At 73.6% G+C, this 16714-nt stretch carries 17 protein-coding genes; 6 read left to right on the top strand and 11 right to left on the bottom strand.

Annotation, left to right across the window (positions count from 1 at the left end; genetic code table 11):
- Positions 1-78: 78 nt before the first annotated feature.
- Positions 79-780 carry an alpha/beta hydrolase gene (locus AB0K28_RS43175; RefSeq protein WP_364382077.1) on the bottom strand — a complete coding sequence of 234 codons (702 nt, stop codon included), beginning with the start codon at positions 778-780 and terminating at the stop codon, positions 79-81.
- 140 nt (positions 781-920) lie between these two features.
- Here AB0K28_RS43175 and AB0K28_RS43170 point away from each other — a divergent pair, with 140 nt between their 5' ends.
- Positions 921-1721: a helix-turn-helix transcriptional regulator gene (locus AB0K28_RS43170; protein ID WP_364382074.1), complete on the top strand. Its 801-nt coding sequence runs from the start codon at positions 921-923 to the stop codon at positions 1719-1721.
- A 53-nt stretch (positions 1722-1774) separates the two neighbouring features.
- Here AB0K28_RS43170 and AB0K28_RS43165 read toward each other — a convergent pair whose 3' ends face one another.
- Complete coding sequence (locus AB0K28_RS43165; protein ID WP_364382071.1) at positions 1775-2503, bottom strand: GNAT family N-acetyltransferase; 729 nt, start codon at positions 2501-2503, stop codon at positions 1775-1777.
- Between AB0K28_RS43165 and AB0K28_RS43160 the strand changes: the two genes are divergently transcribed.
- A complete protein-coding gene (locus AB0K28_RS43160; RefSeq protein ID WP_364382068.1) occupies positions 2502-2810 on the top strand; it encodes a hypothetical protein in 309 nt (102 codons plus the stop codon). The genes AB0K28_RS43165 and AB0K28_RS43160 overlap by 2 nt on opposite strands.
- Before the next feature lie 50 nt (positions 2811-2860).
- Here the strand turns inward: AB0K28_RS43160 and AB0K28_RS43155 are convergent, their stop codons facing one another.
- The 3 genes from AB0K28_RS43155 to AB0K28_RS43145 form a co-directional block, all read right to left on the bottom strand.
- The gene (locus AB0K28_RS43155; RefSeq protein ID WP_364382065.1) at positions 2861-4195 is read right to left on the bottom strand and encodes a lanthionine synthetase LanC family protein; all 1335 of its coding nucleotides are present in this window, start codon (positions 4193-4195) and stop codon (positions 2861-2863) included.
- 165 nt (positions 4196-4360) lie between these two features.
- A complete protein-coding gene (locus AB0K28_RS43150) occupies positions 4361-4729 on the bottom strand; it encodes a hypothetical protein (protein ID WP_364382062.1) in 369 nt (122 codons plus the stop codon).
- A 936-nt stretch (positions 4730-5665) separates the two neighbouring features.
- Entirely contained in the window at positions 5666-6592 is a 927-nt protein-coding gene (locus AB0K28_RS43145; protein ID WP_364382059.1) for an NADP-dependent oxidoreductase, read from the bottom strand.
- Between the two features lie 80 nt (positions 6593-6672).
- Between AB0K28_RS43145 and AB0K28_RS43140 the strand changes: the two genes are divergently transcribed.
- Together AB0K28_RS43140 and AB0K28_RS43135 are read left to right on the top strand one after the other, a co-directional pair.
- Positions 6673-7041, top strand: coding sequence for a helix-turn-helix domain-containing protein (locus AB0K28_RS43140; protein WP_345385147.1), 369 nt, complete (start codon positions 6673-6675; stop codon positions 7039-7041).
- 100 nt (positions 7042-7141) lie between these two features.
- Positions 7142-10252: a BTAD domain-containing putative transcriptional regulator gene (locus AB0K28_RS43135; protein WP_364382056.1), complete on the top strand. Its 3111-nt coding sequence runs from the start codon at positions 7142-7144 to the stop codon at positions 10250-10252.
- Positions 10253-10339: 87 nt separating this feature from the next.
- Here the strand turns inward: AB0K28_RS43135 and AB0K28_RS43130 are convergent, their stop codons facing one another.
- The 4 genes from AB0K28_RS43130 to AB0K28_RS43115 form a co-directional block, all read right to left on the bottom strand.
- Positions 10340-11059: a universal stress protein gene (locus tag AB0K28_RS43130; RefSeq protein WP_364382053.1), complete on the bottom strand. Its 720-nt coding sequence runs from the start codon at positions 11057-11059 to the stop codon at positions 10340-10342.
- Positions 11060-11076: 17 nt separating this feature from the next.
- Positions 11077-11733 (bottom strand): CBS domain-containing protein, encoded by a 657-nt coding sequence (locus tag AB0K28_RS43125; RefSeq protein WP_364382050.1) that lies wholly within the window; start codon positions 11731-11733, stop codon positions 11077-11079.
- A gap of 15 nt (positions 11734-11748) precedes the next feature.
- Positions 11749-12219, bottom strand: a complete 471-nt coding sequence (locus AB0K28_RS43120) for a CBS domain-containing protein (protein ID WP_364382047.1) — start codon at positions 12217-12219, stop codon at positions 11749-11751.
- 89 nt (positions 12220-12308) lie between these two features.
- Positions 12309-13205, bottom strand: coding sequence for a universal stress protein (locus AB0K28_RS43115; protein WP_364382044.1), 897 nt, complete (start codon positions 13203-13205; stop codon positions 12309-12311).
- A 141-nt stretch (positions 13206-13346) separates the two neighbouring features.
- On the opposite strand from AB0K28_RS43115, the gene AB0K28_RS43110 reads away from it, so the two are divergent.
- Together AB0K28_RS43110 and AB0K28_RS43105 are read left to right on the top strand one after the other, a co-directional pair.
- Complete coding sequence (locus AB0K28_RS43110) at positions 13347-14243, top strand: universal stress protein (protein WP_364382041.1); 897 nt, start codon at positions 13347-13349, stop codon at positions 14241-14243.
- Positions 14244-14316: 73 nt separating this feature from the next.
- A complete protein-coding gene (locus tag AB0K28_RS43105; RefSeq protein ID WP_364382038.1) occupies positions 14317-15147 on the top strand; it encodes a universal stress protein in 831 nt (276 codons plus the stop codon).
- Here the strand turns inward: AB0K28_RS43105 and AB0K28_RS43100 are convergent.
- Together AB0K28_RS43100 and AB0K28_RS43095 are read right to left on the bottom strand one after the other, a co-directional pair.
- Positions 15144-16007 (bottom strand): universal stress protein, encoded by an 864-nt coding sequence (locus AB0K28_RS43100; RefSeq protein ID WP_364382035.1) that lies wholly within the window; start codon positions 16005-16007, stop codon positions 15144-15146. The two genes, AB0K28_RS43105 and AB0K28_RS43100, sit on opposite strands and share 4 nt — an antisense overlap.
- A gap of 96 nt (positions 16008-16103) precedes the next feature.
- Complete coding sequence (locus AB0K28_RS43095; protein WP_345385156.1) at positions 16104-16637, bottom strand: WHG domain-containing protein; 534 nt, start codon at positions 16635-16637, stop codon at positions 16104-16106.
- Positions 16638-16714: the final 77 nt, after the last annotated feature.

The following is a 16714-nucleotide window of genomic DNA, read 5'->3' as shown; positions in this document are numbered from 1 at the left end:
ATCATCTTCAACGTGTTCCCCGCGGGCGGCCCGTGGTGCTCGCCAACGGCGGCGACGTGATCGCCGGCGCCACCTGCGTCACAGCTTGAGCAGCAGCTCGGTGAGTTCGGCCGGCATGGTGATCATGCAGTCGTGTCCCGTCGGCAGCTCCCACACCTGCGCGGAGGCCGGGACAGGCCGCCGCTCGATCCCCTCGGGCACGCCGGCCACGCAGTGGATGTGGGTCCGCGGGATGAGGCGCAGGGCCGGGTCGGTCAGCCGTACCGGCTGCACGAAGCAGCCCACCGGCTGGTCCGTCAGCATCTCCCGCAGCCACGCCGCGTCGGCCGGGTCGGTGACCCCGAACAGCCCCATGGGCGGCATCTCGGGCATGGGCGGCACCAACCAGCCGGGCTCCGTCTCGGCCGCGCGCTCGATGAGCGCCCGCGTCATGGGCTGCACGTCCAGCGCGCTCTCGCCGTCCTCGGGGACCATGGCGTCGAGGTAGACGAGCCGGCCGACGCGCTCGGGCACGCGGTCGGCGGCGGAGGTGATGACCAGCCCGGCGTAGCTGTGGCCCACCAGGATCACGTCGGTGAGGTCCTGCTCGGTGAGCAGGCTCACGATGTCATCGACGTGGGTGTCCAGGTTCACCTCCGGGCCGCGCAAATGGACCTTGTCACCGAGGCCGGTCAGCGACGGCGCGAACACCCGGTGCCCCGCCTCGGCCAGCAGCGGGACGACCCGCTCCCAGCACTGCCCGCCGTGCCAGGCTCCGTGGACCAGTACGTACGTCGACATGCTCGATGCTCCTCGCTCATCTGCGGTTTTCGTGCAGGACACGAGGCTGCCGGGCACGCGGTGACACAACCAGAGCCCCCGTCATCCTGGGGGCGGCAGGGCCAGGCACGGCCGCATCGGCACCGCGTACCGTGGGAGTCATGAACCTTCTGGGCGATTACGTACGCGCTCGCCGGGAGCTCGTCACCCCCGGCCAGGCCGGTATCCCCGCCACCGGCGTGCGGCGGGTGCGCGGGCTGCGCCGGGAGGAGGTCGCGATGCTCGCGGGCATCAGCACCGACTACTACCTGCGGCTCGAACAGGGCCGCGACCGCAACCCCTCGCCGCAGGTCCTCGAGTCGCTCGCCCGCGCGCTGCTGCTCGACGACGACGCCACGGCCTACCTGCTGCGCCTCGGGGCCAAGCAGCCCGGGCGGCGACGGCGGCGCGCCCGCAAGGAGACCGTGCCGCCAGGGGTCGCCAAGCTGATCGGCACGATGCCGTTCCCCGCGTACGTGGAGGGCCGCTACTTCGACGTGCTGGCCGCCAACGCCCTCGCCACCGCCGTGTCACCGCGGCTCGTGGCGGGCCGCAACCGGCTGCGGGACATGTTCCTCGATCCCGCCGAGCAGGCCCTGCTCCCCCGGTGGGAGGACGGCGCGGCGGGCATGGTCGCCGGGTTCCGCAAGTCGGTGGGCACCGACACCGACGACCCCCGCTTCATCGAGCTGGTCGGCGAGCTGTCGCTGGCCAGCCCGCTCTTCGCCCGGCTGTGGGCCCGCCACGACGTCAACACGTGCGCGGGCACGCCCAAGAACCTCGACCATCCGCAGGTCGGCGAGCTGTGGCTGAACCGCGAGCGGCTGAGCCTCGACGGCGCGCCGGGCCAGACGCTCGTCGTCATGCACCCCGACGCCGGCACCGGCAGCGCGGAGAAACTGTCCCTCCTCGCCTCCCTCTGAGCCGCCGCCCGGGAGACAGGCGGCCGGACGGCTCGCCTCCGCCGAGCCGGGTGTCAGGCGGACGGCGGTAGCTTCACCACGCGGAACTCGACCGGGCGGCGCAGCCGGAAGCCGAGGCGTTCGTACAGGCGGATCGCGCCGGTGTTGGTGTCGGCGGCGTGCAGGAACGGCTGCTCGCCGCGCTCCTTGACGCCCGCGACGATCGCGAGCACCAGCCGCCGCGCCAGCCCCTGACCCTGGTGGGCGGGGTCGGTGCAGACGGCGCTGATCTCCGTCCACCCGGGCGGGCGGAACCGCTCGCCGGCCATCGCCACGAGGGCGCCGCCGCGGCGGATGCCGAGGTAGACGCCGAGCTCGACGGTGCGGAGCAGGAACGGCCCCGGCTGGGTGCGGGCGACGAGGTCGAGCATCTCCGGCACGTCCGCGGGCCCCAGGCGTACCACGGCGTCGTCGTGTGCCCCGGCGACGTGCTCGCCGGTGAGCTGGACGCCGGGGATGAGCATGGACTCGGCCACGTCGGCGGGCGGCGCGGGGGCCGGGCCGGTCATCACCACGGTGCCGTCCGCGCCGGCCAGCGCCGCCGCGTCCGCCCAGTCGGCGGGGCCCGGGTCGGGCGGCAGCGACACGAACGGGGAGACGTCGAGCGGGTAGCGCAGCACCCTGCCGCGCTGTTCCGCGAGGTGAGCGTGCGTTCCGAGCAGCGCGGCGCGTACCGGGTCGTCCAAGGGGCCGGCCGGCGGGGAGGCGTGGAGCGCGACGCAGGGAGACGTGGGCGCGGTCATGCAGCGACCTTATCGGGCGCCATACCGGTGTTCGCCCGCAGCACACCGGCACCAGGCCCTGACGAGGGCCGCGCGCCCCTCGGAGATCTACCTCAAGCCCGCCTCCTCCTACGTGCGGCCGGGCGTCGCGGCGAACTTCGCCACCGTGCTCGAATCGGCGCGCCGGCGCGGCGAGACCGCCCTCGGTTACCGCCTGCACGACCACAGCCAGGAGGCCCCGGCCTACGGCGTGCGGCTCAACCCGCCCAAGGACGCCGAGCTGGTGCTGGAGGCGCACGACAGCGTCATCCTGCTGGCGGAGAGCTGAGATCCCGGTACGCCGCGCCGGGATGATCGCCGGGCAACCGCTCGCAGAGGTCAGCCGTTCTGGGTGGTGATGCGGGGGATCGGGAGGACGGGGAACGGGTTGTCGGGCAGAAGGAGCACCCGGCGCGCCTGGTCGGGCTGACCGGCCGCGTCCAGATGGAGGAGGGCCGCGCCGATGCCGGCCGCGCCGACCATGTACCCGGTGTCCGCGCTCACCTCGCCGGGCCTGACCCGGCGGTAGGCCTGGTACCAGCGGTAGCCGCGCCCGTCGTGGTCGTCGGCCCTGGCCACCAGGTCGGCGGCGAGCGTACGGGCGAACTCCAGGCAGGAGGCGCGCCCCGTGACCGACCAGAGCCCGACGAACAGCTCCACCAGCCCGGCCGTGCCGCAGCACTGGCAGGCCGAGTTCCAGTAGCCGGGGGTGCGGCGCGGCGGGGCCGAGCTGTCGACCACGCCGTGCGCCAGCCGCTCCACCCAGTCCAGGTCGTCGAGGTCGCCCGTCACCCGGTGCAGCTCGTAGAACATCCTGGCCACGCCGGCCGCGCCGGAGCAGAACCCGGCGTAGTACAGCTCACCCGAGCTGGGCACGTGGTGGGGGACCAGCGCCCGGCCGTCGGCCGTCACGCTCACCTCGCGGACGAAGCCGGCCCCGCTGCGGGCGGCGCGCAGGAAACGCTCGTCGCCGCTCACCCCGTACAGGCGGGCCATGAGGAAGGCGATGCCGGCGGAGCCGGCGAGGAAGCCGGGGGTGATCGCGTCGGAGGGCAGGCCGTCGAGTCCGCCGTGCCGGCTGCCGGGCACGGGCAGCCCGGCGATACGCAGGCCGGCGCCGACGGCCGCGGCCTCGTACGCGGGCTCGCCGAACCGGGCGGCGGCGCGCAGCAGCCCGAGCACGATGCCGCCGTCACCGTTCTGCGCGGGGTCGAACGTCCAGCCGAGGCCGTCCACGCGGGTGCGGCCGCGCTCGACGATGGACTCGGCGATCGCCGCGGCCTCGGCGTCGAGCCGGTCGTCACCGAGCGCCCAGCCGGCCTCCATCAGCGCGATCATCGTGCCGGTCAGCCCGTGGTGCAGGGTCAGGTCGTCGTCCTGCCGCCAGGTGGCGGCCAGCCACTGCGCGCCGCTCCGCGCGTCCTCCAGGTACGCGTCGTGCCCGGTGGCTGCGGCCAGCTCCAGGAAGAACAGCACGATCCCGGCCGCTCCCGAGTAGAGGGACCGGGGCCGCGGCGGCAGCGCCGGCCTGCCGTGCCGGTCGGGGTTGGCCCGCCAGTGCCTGCCGTGCTCGTCGTCCACGGCGGCGGACCTGATCCAGCGCGCGGTCGAGAGGGCGGCCGTCATCGGAGAGTGGGCACGAGCGCTCATGGGGCGCAGCTCGTCCAGGCTCATGACCGGACTCTGGCACATTCAGGGCACATATCGCAGGCTTTCCGATTATTTCCGTAGGTTTGATGGAGAACTATACCCAATCAAGCCAGTAGGAATATCGGCTCGGTCTCTTCGGCCCGATCACGGCGGCGCCTTCGGCTGAGCCGCATGCACATGAGGGCGTTCTCATCCGGGCCTCACCTTGGTCCAACCACCGGCGTTCATGGTGGAGCACAGTCGACAGATGAGGAGCGTGCGGTGGTGCGAGGACTGCGGTGGCGGCTGCCGGTGATCGCGATCGTTCTCGCCCTCGCCGACGCTCCACTCCCGGCCATCTGGCCGGACGCCGGTTCGCCGTCCGCGGCGGTCCTGCACGTCGCCGCGTACGACGACGATGACGATGACGATGACGACGGCAGCGACGATGGCGGCAGCGATGATGACGACGACGACGGGGAGAACGCCGCACCACGAGCCCGCATCGGCCGCGAGCGCCCTCGTGGCGGCACGAGAACCGGCACGGGCAGAACCCTGCGCGGCGCCCAGCAGCCACACACACGGACCGCAAACGACAAGCCACCCCAGAAGACCCACTCCCCCCAAACCCCCCAGGCCCACACCCCCAAACCCACAAAACCAGACCCCGCCACCACCAGACCCGAACCCGGCACTACAGGGGCATCACCCGGCCCCAAAGGACCAGAACCCAGCTTGGCAGGAGCGGAACCCGGCCTCGCAGGAGCAGAACCCGGCCTCGCAGGAGCAGAGCCCGGCGTCACGGAACGACATCCCAGCACCACAAGAGCAGAACCCGGCACCACAAGACCAGAGCCCGGCGTCGCAGAACGAGAGCCCGGCACCACAAGATCGGAGCCCGGAGCGACCGACTTGAGCCCCGGCGCGACGCACCTTGAGGCTGGCGCCACTGACGCAGCCAGCGCACCCCGCAACAGCACCGTTCCCCACGACTCGAAGAGCTCCGCCACCGACCACCCGTCGACGGCCCTGATCGCGCTGACGGCCATCGCGGGCACAGCCGGCATTCTGGGCGGAACCTACTGGCTGATGACCAGGCTGCCCACACACGCCGCTCCCCTGGGCCGCCCGACTCTGGCGGCTTTCCCGAACCCACCACCCGCCAGCACGCACCCGCCGCCCCCATCACAGGCCGCAGACCGGGCGGCAGACCAGGCCGCAGACCGGGCCGCAGACCGGGCCGCGTTCACAGCCGCGATGACCACGTTCACCCGCGCCCGTCACCCCGACCCAGGCTGGCGCTGGAAACGAACACGACACAGACAGTAAGCAGACACCCGGGAGCCAAACCGCCGCATCCGGACAAGCCCCAGAAGCCCCCCGATCCGCCGCACGCAGCTCCGCCCCACCCAATCCCGCCGCACGCAGGGTGGCCGCACGCGGACTTTCAGTGGGTGCGTGCGACAGGGGGCCAGGGGTGGGGATGGCGGGAGGTGATCATCCCCGTCAGCGCTGTCAGGGGGTTAGGACGAGTTTGCCCTGGAGGTGGCCGGTGTCCAGGAGGCGGTGGGCGTCGGTGACGCGGTCGAAGGGGAAGGTCTCCTGGACGTGGACCCGGAGGCGGCCCTGGGTGGCGAGGTCGGCCAGGCGGTGCAGGGCGATCGGGTCAGGTTCCACGGCGATGCCGCTGAAGCGCATCCCGGCCGCCTCGTAGGCCGCCGCGAGCCCGGCGTCCTCCTCGGCGACCGCCGTCACGAGGTGGCCGCCGGGGCGCAGCACGCCGAGCGACCGCTCGACGGCGTCGCCGCCGATCGTGTCGAGCACCACGTCCACGTCGCGGACCTGCTCGGCGAAGTCGGTCGTCGTGTAGTCGATCACCTCGTCCGCTCCCAGTCCCTCGGCGAAGGCCCGCTTGCTTCCGCCGGCGGTGGTGATCACGTACGCGCCGAGCGCCTTCGCGATCTGGATCGCGACGTGCCCGACGCCACCGCCGCCGCCGTGCACCAGGACGCGGTCGCCCGCTGTCACGCCGCCGACGTCCACGAGGCCCTGCCACGCCGTCAGGCCGACGACGGGCAGCGCCGCGGCCTCGACGTGCGAGAGCGCGGCCGGCTTGAGCGCCAGGTGCAGTGCGGGGGCGGCGACGAGCTCGGCGTACGCGTTCGCCGCACGGGGGAAGAGCGGCATGCCGAACACCTCGTCGCCGGGCCTGAACCGCCAGCTGAGCGACTCCTCGACGACGCCACTGACGTCCCAGCCGAGGACGAACGGTGGCGCGCCGAGCAGCGGGAACTCCCCTGCCCGCAGCCGCGCCTCCAGCGGGTTCAGCCCGACCGCCTCGACCCGGACCAGCACCTCGGTCGGCATGGCCCGAGGCGCGGGGGCCTCTTCGAGTGTGAGCACTTCAGGGCCGCCGAGCCGCCGCTGGGTGATGACGCGCATGATGACTCTCCTGCCTGTAGATGGAGGTGGCGGAATCAACGCTAGGTATCCGATAGGAACCGCCAGGTACCTTTGGCTCCATGAGCGGTTCCTGCGATTTCTTCCTCGCCGACTGCCCGGGGCGGCTGGCGGTCGAGCTGATCGCCGACAAGTGGACGGTGGTGGTGCTCGCCGGTCTCAGCGCGGGCCCGGTGCGTCACGGCGAGTTGGTGGAGCTGATCGGCGGGATCTCCCGCAAGGTGCTCACCCAGACGCTGCGGCGCCTCGAGTCGCACGGGCTCGTGCGGAGGCAGGCGTACGCGGAGGCGCCGCCCCGGGTCGAGTACGAGCTGACGCCGCTCGGTGCGACGCTGATCGAGCCGATCCACGTGCTGACGGAGTGGGCGCGCGAGCACGGCGACGCGGTCCTCGACGCCGTCTCCACCCAGCCGGTCGCCCGCCACGGCTGAGGGTCGGGCTCCCGGCCGGATCGCAATAATTTCTATATCCCGGAAGAAGCGACGAAGCGCTCCGTCAAGGTTTACAGTGCGTCCCGACCGAGGGGGCGCCATGGAGTTCGGAATACTTGGTCCGCTGGCGGTGTGGCGCGACGGCGCGCGGCTCGATGTGGGCACGCCCAAGTCACGGGTGCTGCTGGCGGTGCTGCTGTGCCATGCCAATCACCCGGTGTCGCAGGATCAGCTCGTCATGGCGCTGTGGGGCAGCACCCCGCCGAAGAGCGCCACGAAGAACGTGCAGACGTACATCCACCGGCTCAGGCGGCGGCTGGGCGCGCCGGACCTCGTCGTCCGCCAGCATGCCGGCTACCTGCTGCCGGTGGCCGCGGAGGAGCTGGACGCGACCCGGTTCGAGGAGCTGGCCGGCGCGGGGCAGGCGGCGGAGGCCGCGGGCGACCTGGCGGAGGCCAGCCGGCTGCTGCGGGAGGCGCTCGACCTGTGGCGCGGGCCCGCGTTCGCGGGGCTGGTGGACGTGCCGATGCTGGCGGCCGAGGCCACGCGGCTGGAGGAGGTCCGTCTGTCGGTGCTGCAGTCGCGGATCGCCGTGGACCTGCGGCTGGGCCGGCATGCTGGGCTGCTGGGCGAGCTGACCGCGCTCACCGCCGCGTACCCGCTGCAGGAGCGGTTACGAGCGCAGCTGATGCTGGCGCTGTACCGGTGTGGGCGGCGGGCCGACGCGCTCGCCGAGTACGCCCGCGCCCGCGCGACCCTGGTCGAGGAGACCGGCCTCGACCCGGCCGAGGAGCTGCAGGACCTGCATCACCGGATCCTCACCCAGGACCCCTCGCTCGACCTGGAGCCGCGCGGCACGACGCCGCCCGCCGAGCCGGCCGAGGAGCCCGCCGAAGCGCCCGCCCAGGTCACGGCAACGGCTACGCGGGCGGCTCCGACGCCGGCCGAGCTGCCGCCGGACATCGCTGACTTCACCGGCAGGGACGACGAGGTGCTGCACCTGACCGACGTCCTCACCAGGCCGCGGCCCGGCACCGTCGCCATCGCCAGCATCGCGGGCATCGGCGGCCTGGGGAAGACGACGCTGGCCGTGCACGTCGCGCACCGCATCGCCGAGCGCTTCCCCGACGGCCAGCTCTACGCCGACCTGCGCGGCGCCTCCTCCGACCCGGCCCGCCCCGAGGACGTGCTCAGCCGCTTCCTGTTCGCGCTCGGCGTCAGCACTCACGGCATCCCCGAGTCCCTGGAAGAGCGCGTGGCGCTCTTCCGTAGCTGCATGGCGGGCCGCAGGATGCTCATCCTGCTCGACAACGTCGCGGGCGAGAAGCAGGTGCGGCCGCTCCTGCCGGGGGCGCCTGGCACGGCGGTGCTGCTCACGGGACGGGTCCGGCTGGTCGGCCTGGAGGGCGCGAGCCTGCTGGAGCTGGACGTGCTGCCCGCGAGCCAGGCCATCGACCTGCTCAAGCGCATCGTCGGCGACGACCGCGTCAAGGACGACATGGACGCGGCTCTGGAGATCATGCGGCTGTGCGGGCGGGTCCCGCTGGCGGTCCGCATCTCGGCGGCCAGGCTGCTCAGCAGGAGGCACTGGAGCCTGTCGCACCTCGCCGGCGTGCTCGGCGAGGAGCGCCACCGGCTCGACGAGCTGGTGGCGGGCGACCTCGACGTGCGCGCGGGGTTCGAGCTGAGCTACCGGATGCTGCCCGCGGGCGCGCAGCGGGCCTTCCGCCTGGCCGGGCTGCTCGACGCGCCCGACTTCGCCTCGTGGGCGGTGGCGGCGCTGCTCGACGTCTCGGTACGCCAGGCGGAGCGCGAGCTGGAGACCCTGGTCGACACGCATCTGCTGGCGCAGACCGGGCCCGACGAGACCGGCCGGCTCAGGTACCGCTTCCACGACCTCATCAGGTTGTACGCCCGCGAACGCGCCCAGCGCGAGGACCCCGAGCCCGAGCGCCAGGCCGCGCTGCGGCGGGCCCTGGGCGCGTGGCTGGCGCTGGCGGAGGTCGCGGCGGAGCGCGTGCCGGGCTCCTGCTACGCGTCCATCCACAGCGAGGCGCCCCGCTGGCGGCTGCCCGCGCGGTTCTCGGGCCCGCTGGTGGCCGATCACATGGCCTGGTTCGGCGCGGAGCACGCCGCGCTGATGGCGGGGGTCGCGCAGGCGTGCGAGGCGCGGCTGACCGAGCTGGCGTGGGACCTCGCGGGCTCCACCGAGAAGTACCTCAACGCGCGCGGCCTGTACGACGGCTGGCAGCGGATGCACGAGCAGGCGCTCGCGCTCTGCCGCGAGACCGGCGACAGGCGCGGCGAGGGCGTGCTGATGCGCGGCCTGCTGGAGGTCACCACCTGGAACTCGCCGCCCGGCCAGGGGCCGGCGATGATCAGCATGCGGACCGGCGCCACGCGGCTCCTCGACCTGTGGACCGAGCTGGACAACCCGATCGGGATCTCCGACGCGCTGGCCAGCCTGGCCTGGAGCATGACCGCCGACGGCAACGGCAGCGCGCAGGCGCTCGCCCTGGCCGAGCGGGCCCTGCGGACGGCCGTCGAGGCGGACTACCTCGGCGGCCAGGCGCGGGCGCTGCACGTGATGGCGATCATCCACGGCGAGGACGACCCGCGGGCGGCGCACTCCGTGCTGGAGCGGGCGACGAAGGTGGCCGAGGCGCTCGGCAACCCGCACTACAGGACGACCATCATGCAGTTCCTGGGGGCGGCGAAGGCGTTCTGCGGCGACTTCGCCGGCGGGCAGGAGCTGCTGGAGAGGTCGCGGGAGATGGCGCGGCGGGCGAACTACCGCTACCAGGAGACGTTCTCGCTGCTGTATCTGGCCAAGCTGTACGCCGCCGTCGGCGACGAGCGGGCCAGGGCCACCGCGGAGCTGACGCTGGCCTACAGCGAGGAGGGCAACTACGGCCACTACGTCGCCGACTCGCTGGCCGTGCTCGGCCGGCTGGACCTGGCCGAGGGGAACGTGGCCGGCGCCATCTCCACCCTCGAACGCTCGGTCGCGATGTGGCGCACACGTGGCTGGGTGCCGTACCTGGCGCACGCGCTCAAGGATCTCGGCGACGCGCACGGCGCGGCGGGCGACCACGGCACGGCCAGAGCCGTCTGGGAGGAGGCCAGGAGCCTGTTCGAGGGGATCGCGCACGAGAAGGGCGTGCGGACGCTGGACGCCCGCCTCACCCGCACACCCGCCAAGACCGACTAGCCGGAGCCTCCGCAGCGCCCACTCCGGTCAGTGGCCGGCGCCCACCTGCCCGCCCGCGACGGGCTCGTGACTCGGCTAGTGGCTCGGCTAGTGACCGGCGTCCGTCCCCGCGCCCACCACGGCGACGGGGCAGGGGGCGTGCTGGAGGAGGTGGCGGGCGAGGCCGTCGCGGGCGGCGGTGGCGCGGCGGACGACCATGAGCGTGGCCGGTGCGTGGCCGGCGGGCTCGATCCGTACGCCGGGATGGCTGGCCGACCACTCCGTGAGGTCGCTCTGGGCGGCCAGCCCGACCTGGCGCAGGAGCGCCTCCTGGCCGGCGAACTCCAGGACGGCGGCGCCCGGCTCGGGGTCGGCCACGACGACGGGCCCTGGGCTGGGCGCGAGAGGCAGCGGCCCAGGGCCGCGGACGACGATGACGGGGCAGGCGGCGTACAGGGCGGTGCGGTCGGCGACCGAGCCGACGACCGCCCTCGGCAGCGCGCCGAGCCCCCGCGAGCCGACCACGACGAGCTCGGCGTCGCGGGAGAGCTCGATCAGGCGTTCGGCGGCCGGCCCTTCGTACAGGTCGGTCTCGGCATTGACGCCGGCGCTGGTGTGCCGGGCGCAGTCGGCGCCGTGCCACACCACGTGCTCGGCCGCCTTGCGCAGGTGGGACTTGGCCTCCTCGTCCGCCTTGCCGTACGGCCACTGCCAGGCGTGCGCGACCAGCAGCGGCAGGTTGCGCAGCTCGGCCTCGTCGAGCGCCCAGTCGAGGGCCTGCATGGAGAAGTCGGAGCCGTCGTAGCCGAGCACGATGTGTCCGCCCATCACCTGCCTCCCCCCGGTCACAGCAGCGGCGGGACGCCGATGAGGTCGTCGTCGTCGTAGGTCACGTCGCAGGCCACGTCCACCACGCCCTCGACCGCGCGGACGGCCTCGGTCAGCGCGACGGCCTGCGACCTGCGGCGCACCCGCCCGCCGATCCGCGCCACGCCCGCGTCCACCTGGACGGTGAACGAGCCGTCATCCGGGAGCACGGCGCGTACGTCCCGCTCCAGGTCGGCGGCCGGCCGGGTGAAGACCCGCAGCACGTCGCGCTGGTGCAGGGTGCCGACGACCCGGCCGGTCTCCTCGTCGACCACCGGTAGCTGCTTGATGCGCTTGGCGTGCATGATCCGGGCCGCACCGCGTACGGGGGTCTCGGGGGTGACGGTGATCGCCGGCGAGGTCATCAGCTCGCCCGCGGTGACCCCGGCGGCCTTGTCGTGCTCGTGCCGCTGTGTGCGCGACTCGAACATCGACACGCGGTGCCGTACCGGATCGACCTCCTTGAGCAGCAGGTCGTCCTCCGAGACCACGCCGATCGGCCGCCGCTCCGCGTCGATCACGGTCACCGCGCCGACCGCGTACCGTCTCATCGCGGCCACGATCTCCGCGAACGTCGCGTCCGGCAGGACGGCGATGGCCACCCGGCCCATGACGTCCTTGACGGGGATCGGCATGACGTCACCTCTCCTTCAGCGCTTCCCGCCGGGAAGGACGGGTTCAAGGTGGAACATTCCGGTCACGACCTCACCCGGACCGGCCTCCGGCCTGGCGCGCCCTGCGACGGCCGACAGCACGTCCCTGGCCGTGACCAACCCGACCAGCCCGTCGCTCGACAGCACGGGCACGGCGTCGCAGCAGGCGTCGAGCATCAGGGCGGCGATCCTGGGCAGCGGCGTGTCAGGGCGTACCCGGGGCAGCGGGCCGCGCTGCAGCAACGACCGCACGGGACGGGTGGACTGCTCCTCAGGGCTGCCCGACCAGGAGGCGGCCAGGTGTTCACGGCTCAGGATGCCGAGCACGTGCCGGTTCTCCACGACGGGCAGGTGGTGCACGTCGGCCCTGCGCATCAGCTCCCATGCCATCAGCGGCGACTCGTCCGGCGTGACGACCACCAGGACCCTGCTCATCACCTGCGACGCGGTCAGCGACTCGATGTTCATGACCCCTCCTTCCTGCTCTCACCCTCCCCTGTCGCAGGCCCCGGCGCCCGGGTAGGAAGTCCCGCGGGCGACCGCCTTTGGTCCCGTGCTCACGCCGGTGGGCGCACCACCGCCACGGTGCCGCGCGCGTGCTGCAGCACGCCTCTGCTGACCGAGCCGAGCAGCAGCGCGCCGATCGCGCCCCGGCCGTGGGAGCCGACGACCACCAGGTCGCACGGGGTGGCGGTGAGGGCGTCCACGGGGTGCGCGCACTGGATGTCCATGACGGTGGGCACCTCGGGGTGCTCCGCCTGCCACCGCTCGGTGCGGGCGCGGACCAGCTCCTGCTTGGCGGCGCGGACCTCGTCCGCGTCGTAGGAGATCTCGGGCGCGAACGCGTGGACCGGCACCTCCCACGCGTGGACCAGGTGGAGCGTGGCGCCGCGCAGGGCGGCCTGCTCGAAGGCGTAGGCGATGGCCGGTTCGCAGCTCTCGGAGCCGTCGACGCCGACGGCGATCTCACCCGTACCATCGCCTGTACGATCACCGGGGCCGTCACGCACCACGACCACCGGGCACGGCGCCTGCCCCGCCACCTTCATCGTCACCGACCCGAGCAGCGCCCTGGTGAAGCCGCCTAGCCCGCGGTCGCCGACGACCAGCTCGTCCGCGTCCCGCGCCTGGTCCATGAGCACGGCGGCGGGCGTCCCGTCGACGACCCGCGTGGTGACGGGCACCTCGGGCCGCCGGGCGCGCGCGGTGGCCTCGGCCGCCTCCAGCACCTTCGCCGCCGCGCGTCTCAGCGCCTCGTCCAGCTCGGGGACGTCCGCTCCCGCGATGACGTAGGGCCCGGGGACGGCCACCCCGGTGATGGCGTAGGGCCCGCGGTCGAGCGCGTGCACGATGCGCAGCTCGGCGCGCTTACGCAGGGCGTCGTCGGCGGCCCACTCGACCGCCGCGGCGGCGGGAGCGGAGCCGTCGGTGCCCACGATCACGAGACCGCTCATTCCGGTCCCCTCACCGGGGGCGTTCCCGGCAAACGCGGCTCGGGGCAAGCATGGCGCGGCCGAGCCTTTACCGTCCCGTGAGGCTCGCGGCTCCGCCTCTGGGCAGCCGGACCGCGACGGGTACTCACCGGGAGGCAGGCGATGAGCGATGGCCGGGCCGTGCTGGTCGGCTACGACGACTCCCCCGCCAGCAGGCATGCCCTGACCTGGGCGGTCGAGGAGGCGCGGCTGCGCAACCGGCCCCTGCTCGTCTGCCATGCGCTGCACTGGCCGTACGCGCTCCGGCCCGTCTCCGACGAGGTCATGGCGCAGATCGAGCAGGTCGCCCGCGGCGTCGTGGAGGACGGCGCCCGCCGCGCCCGCGAGCTCGCCCCCGAGCTGGACGTCAGGCCGCTGGTGAAGCCGGGCACCCCCGCCGCCGTGCTGCTGGAGAGCGCGCACGAGGCGGAGATCACGGTGCTGGGGTCGCGCGGGCAGGGCGGGTTCGAGGGCCTGCCGGTGGGGTCGGCCGCCGTCCAGGTGCCGGCGCACTGCTCTCGGCCGGTCGTCGTCATCCCGTCCCAGTTCGAGGCGCAGTCGGGCCAGGACGCGCGGATCGTGGTCGGCCTGGACGGCTCGCCCGCCGCCCTCGCGGCCGTCGAGTTCGCGCTGGACGAGGCCGCGCTGCGGCTCGGCAGCGTGACGGTGCTGTGCTGCTGGAGCGACTGCGGTTCGGCATCGTGGCCCGAGCCGCTGCCGTTCGTGGACTCCCGGGCGCTGCGGGCCGGCGCCGAGGCGCGCTTCCACCAGGTCACCGCGCATCTGGCGCGCAGGCGGCCCGACGTGCCGGTGGCCGCGCGGTTCGTCACGGAACGCCCCCAGCGTGCGCTGCTCGACGCGACCAAGGACGCGGCGCTGCTCGTGCTCGGCAACCGGGGCAACGACTCCCCGCCCTGCCTGCTGCTCGGGCAGGTCACCCAGAGCGCGCTGCTGCACGCCTGGTGCCCGGTCGCGGTCACCCCGGCGACCGTCATGCGACCGCGCATCCCGCCCGACTGACGTACCGAACCCGACTGACGTACTGAGCCCGACTGACGTACTGAGCCCGACTGACGTACTGAGGAGTGAGCACGTGAGCGGACCCATCGTGGTGGGCGTGGACGGCTCCACGCCTGCGCACACGGCCGTGGAGTGGGCGGCCGCCGACGCCCGGCGCAGGCGCCTGCCGCTGCGGCTCGTGCACGTGTGCGAGCAGAAGCGGGGCGCCGAGGGGCTCAAGTACTGTGCGGGCACGTTGGAGTCCGCCGCCGACCGGGCCCGCGCGGCGGGCGCCCTGGAGGTGCAGACCGAGCTGCTCGAGGGGAACGTGGTCGAGGCGCTGCTCGGGCAGGCGGTGACCGGTGACTGCGTGGTGCTGGGCAGCCGGGGCGTGGGCGGGTTCGCGGGGCTGGCGCTCGGCTCGGTGAGCCTCGCCGTCGCGGGGCACGCCGAGGGGCCGGTGGTCGTCGTACGGGCGGGCGCCGCCGCGCCCGAGCACGGCAGGATCGTGGTGGGCGACGACGGCTCCGCGACCGCCGGCGAGGCCATGCGGTACGCCGTCGCGCAGGCGAGGGCCAGGGACGCCGGGATCCTCGCCGTGTACGCCTGGTCGCAGCCCATCCTGGCCACCTACGGCCCGCAGTTCGCCGACCTGTTCACCGACTCCTTCGAGGAGGATCGCGCCGCCGCGCAGGAGCGGCTCGCGTCCTGGGCCCGGGAGTACCCTGACGTGCGCTTCGACGGCTCGCAGGTGCATGCGCACCCGGTCGCCGCCCTCGCCGACGCCTCCGCCTCCGCCGAGCTGGTCGTGGTCGGCTCGCGGGGCCGCGGCGGCTTCACCTCCGCCGTCCTGGGCTCGGTCAGCCACGGCCTGCTCCACCACGCGGTGTGCCCTGTCGCGGTGGTACGCCCCCGCCAGGGTTAAGGCTGGGCTGCGGCGCTCGGGCCGGGGACCACGGCCACCGGGCAGTGGGCTCGGTGCAGGACGCTGTGGCCGACGGAGCCGAGCCGGTTCGCGGGCAGCCCGCTGAGCCCCACCGAGCCGACCACCACGAGGTCGGCGGTGCGGGAGGCCGCCGACAGGGCCGCGATGGGGTGTTCGAAGCTCATCGACACCGACAGCTCGACGCCGGGGTGCGCCTCGCGCCATTCGGCGAGGCGGCGGGCGATGTCGTCGCCGTCGTCCACCATGATCGGGCCGAAGCCGACGGGGTGCGGGGCGGCGGGCGGGCTGCGCAGGCCGTGCAGCGCGTGCAGGCGTCCCTGGCGGGCGACGACCTGCTTGGCGGCGTACTCCAGGGCGCGCTCGGCCGCCGGCGACCCGTCGTACCCGACGACGACCTCGCCGGTGGGCGCGCGGGGCAGCCGCCTGACCACGACCACCGGGCACGCGGCGTGCGCGGCCAGGCCGAGCCCGACCGAGCCCAGTACCAGCCCGGCGAACCCGCCCAGCCCTCTGCTGCCCGCCACGACGGTGTCGGCCGCCTCGGACTCGGTCACCAGCCGTTCCGTCACCGCCCCCGTCACCAGCGCGGTCGAGATCGGCGTGTCCGGGGCCGTGTCGCGGGCGTGGGCGGCCGCGCCGGCCAGCATGCTCTCGCAGCGGGCGGTCAGGGTGTCGGTCTCGACGGAGGCGTCCATCGGGTGCTCGGCGCACCAGGGTTCGCGTACGTGCACGATCCGCAGGTGCAGCCCCCGGCGGGCGGCGTCGGCGGCCGCCCAGCCGAGCGCCGACCACGCCGACCGCGAGTCGTCGAACCCGGCCACGATGGATGCGGGCATCATGCGCCTCCTCCCCGAGGCGGTGCGTGCGCGGCGTTCCTCTGGTGGCCCCCGCCGCGCACGGGCCTTGTACCTGGCCATTTCCCCCGTATCGGGCGTCTACCCCTGACCGGCTCCGTTGCCGAGCGCGCGGCAGATGGTGGCCAGGCCGTACTCGAAGCCCTGCTCCACGTCGCCGCCGAGCCGGAAGTGGCCGCTGAGCTCCATGTTGATGAAGCCGGTGGCCCAGGCCGTGACCGTACGTGCGGCCTCCAGGGCGTGCTGCTCGCCGACGAGCCGCCCCGAGGCGCGCAGCACCGGTTCGCTCGTCCGGGCGAGCGCCTCGGTCGAGGCGTCGAACATGAGCCTGAAACCCTCGGGCCTGGCGTGGGCGAAGCGCCGGTAACTGCGTATCAGCTCCTCCAGCGAGCCGTCGGTCGCCTCCGCCTGGGCTCTCAGGTCGTCGACGGTGGCCTCCGCGACGGCGGTCAGCAGCGCCGCGCGGTTGGCGACGTGCTTGTACAGGGACGGCGCGCGGACGCCGACCCGCTCGGCGACGTTCTGCATCGTCAGTCCTTGCCGGCCGACTTCCTCCAGCAACTCGCGTCCCGCGGCGACGATCTTGCTCAGCGAGGTCTTCTCGGGAGCCGGCACCCGTTTTCCCTTCCTACTAAAAGTTATTGACGTTAGCCATGATGGCTAACTACATTAGCCATTGAATCAGTTCCACA

This window comes from Nonomuraea sp. NPDC049504, from assembly GCF_040676845.1.
Classification (GTDB): Bacteria; Actinomycetota; Actinomycetes; order Streptosporangiales; family Streptosporangiaceae; genus Nonomuraea; species Nonomuraea salmonea.
This window is presented reverse-complemented; position numbering and strand designations above follow the sequence as displayed.